This window comes from Vibrio sp. TRT 17S01, from assembly GCF_050113695.1.
Lineage (GTDB): Bacteria > Pseudomonadota > Gammaproteobacteria > Enterobacterales > Vibrionaceae > Vibrio.
Window position 1 is genome coordinate 1 of the sequence record NZ_JBNJOG010000051.1, and the last position, 1,709, is coordinate 1,709.

Consider the following 1,709-nt stretch of genomic DNA (forward strand, 5'->3'; position numbering starts at 1 on the left):
TAAGTTAAGTTTAGTGTTTAAGGTACAATGTTTTAGGTTTGGTGGTTAGCGTTGTTCACCACTTAACGCGGCGTTAGGCGACGGGCAGAAAAGTTCTTTGTTCTCATCTTCTTAGTTCTCTCTGAGCATTCGTTTTTCTATGTCGGCAATTGAGCATTGTCGGCTCGAATTCTTGAATATCTCCAACCGTAAAACATGCAAGAGTTCGTGGGCTGCCTCATTGGCATTTGTTGTAGGTTGGTGGTGAGTTTCACTGGCTTAAAGTGTGGACAGGGCAAGTCAATCGTAGCTTTCGTTTTTGCTATTAGTTCATACCTATTAGTTTCTCAGGTTCAAAAGCTACTTAGTGGCTGCAAATTCGCATTTCGTGGTTGTTGAAACCTTGGCTGAAACATAGTGAGTTTGTGGTTCTTGAATCGCAAAAAGTCTGTGTGCATTTGGTTGGCTATACGGTTTCAGGTAATCTGCTTTTAAAATTACTTAAACACTGGTGGGAAACTTCGCCTAACAAGGCGTTTAAGGTGGACTCACAACGCTTTGCGTTCTCAGTTTAAGTTGAATTTAGTGTTTAAGGTGCAATGGTTTAGGCTTGGTGGTTGGCGTTGTTCACCACTTAACGCGGCGTTATATTTCCGAGGAATATTATGGATAATAAAGATTCGATGAAGGTTCTCACTGAAATCAGAGATGAATTAAAAGAAATTAATTCTCACATGACATTTTTGAGGGAACAAGCAAATGAAGCAATGGAAATTGAAGGTAATAAGGCAGTAGAAGTAGCAGAGTTAGAAAATAGAAGAGCTAAAAAAGAACGGTGGTTTACTATTGGTCTGTTAACTATTCTAGGCTTAGGAATTTTGCTTCAAGAGCTTGGCTATTTGTAAAAGCGCAAGCAGTAAATCTTAGGTGCTTATTTCGGGTGCACTATTTGTTTAACTTGTAGAAATCTTGTCATGCTTGTCAGGGCAAGAAATATAACAAAATGTTTAAGGCAGATTCCCAACGCTTACGATCTTCGGTGTAAATGTTGGTTCTGTGATTACAGTGGTATGGCTTAAGTTAGGTGTTGCGTTGCCCACTACTTAACATGGCGTTATAAGCCTTATTTTAATATGGAGTTAAATTGAAGAAATCAACACATAAACTAATTATGAAACACCTATTTTCAAAGTATAAATTCAAACATGGAAATGACGTTTCGTACATAGATAACTATTCTTTCGGCTTTTTATGTCTAAGTGAGGTTGAGGGCTTAACAGAACAAGTAAATCCTGTGAAAAAGCCTAATGAACTGTTAGAGGTGTTGACTGTTGGTGGTTATCTTAAAGAGCATAAAGTTCGTTATTACTTCACCGAAAAAGGTTTCAATGAAGCGTGGAAAATTTCTGAACCTATTGGTTATTTTTTTACAAAACATTGGCAGTGGGCAATCGGAATTGTCGGCATTGGACTACTCATTGCAATAACGACGGCTCTGAGTGGCTAGGGTGCGAGCAGGCTTATAACAAGCAATTTAAGAGGGATTCACAACGCTCGGCATTTTTGCTTCTACTTCAAGTTTAGTGTTTATGGCACAATGCTTTAGGTTTGGGTGGAAGCGTTGTTCACCCCTTAATTGGGCGTTAGGCGACGGGTAGGAAAGTTCTTTGTTCTCATCTTCTTAAATCCCTTTAGCCGTTTGTTTTTCCTAGTCGGCAATTTAGTATTGT

The 1,709-nt window shown here is 38.9% G+C and carries 2 protein-coding genes; both read left to right on the top strand.

What is annotated here, in order from left to right; all coding sequences use genetic code 11:
* Nucleotides 1-644: 644 nt before the first annotated feature.
* Nucleotides 645-884 (top strand): hypothetical protein, encoded by a 240-nt coding sequence (locus tag ACQEXS_RS22400; protein WP_427015266.1) that lies wholly within the window; start codon nt 645-647, stop codon nt 882-884.
* 239 nt (nt 885-1,123) lie between these two features.
* Nucleotides 1,124-1,486, top strand: coding sequence for a hypothetical protein (locus tag ACQEXS_RS22405; protein ID WP_427015267.1), 363 nt, complete (start codon nt 1,124-1,126; stop codon nt 1,484-1,486).
* The last annotated feature ends 223 nt before the right edge of the window (nt 1,487-1,709 follow it).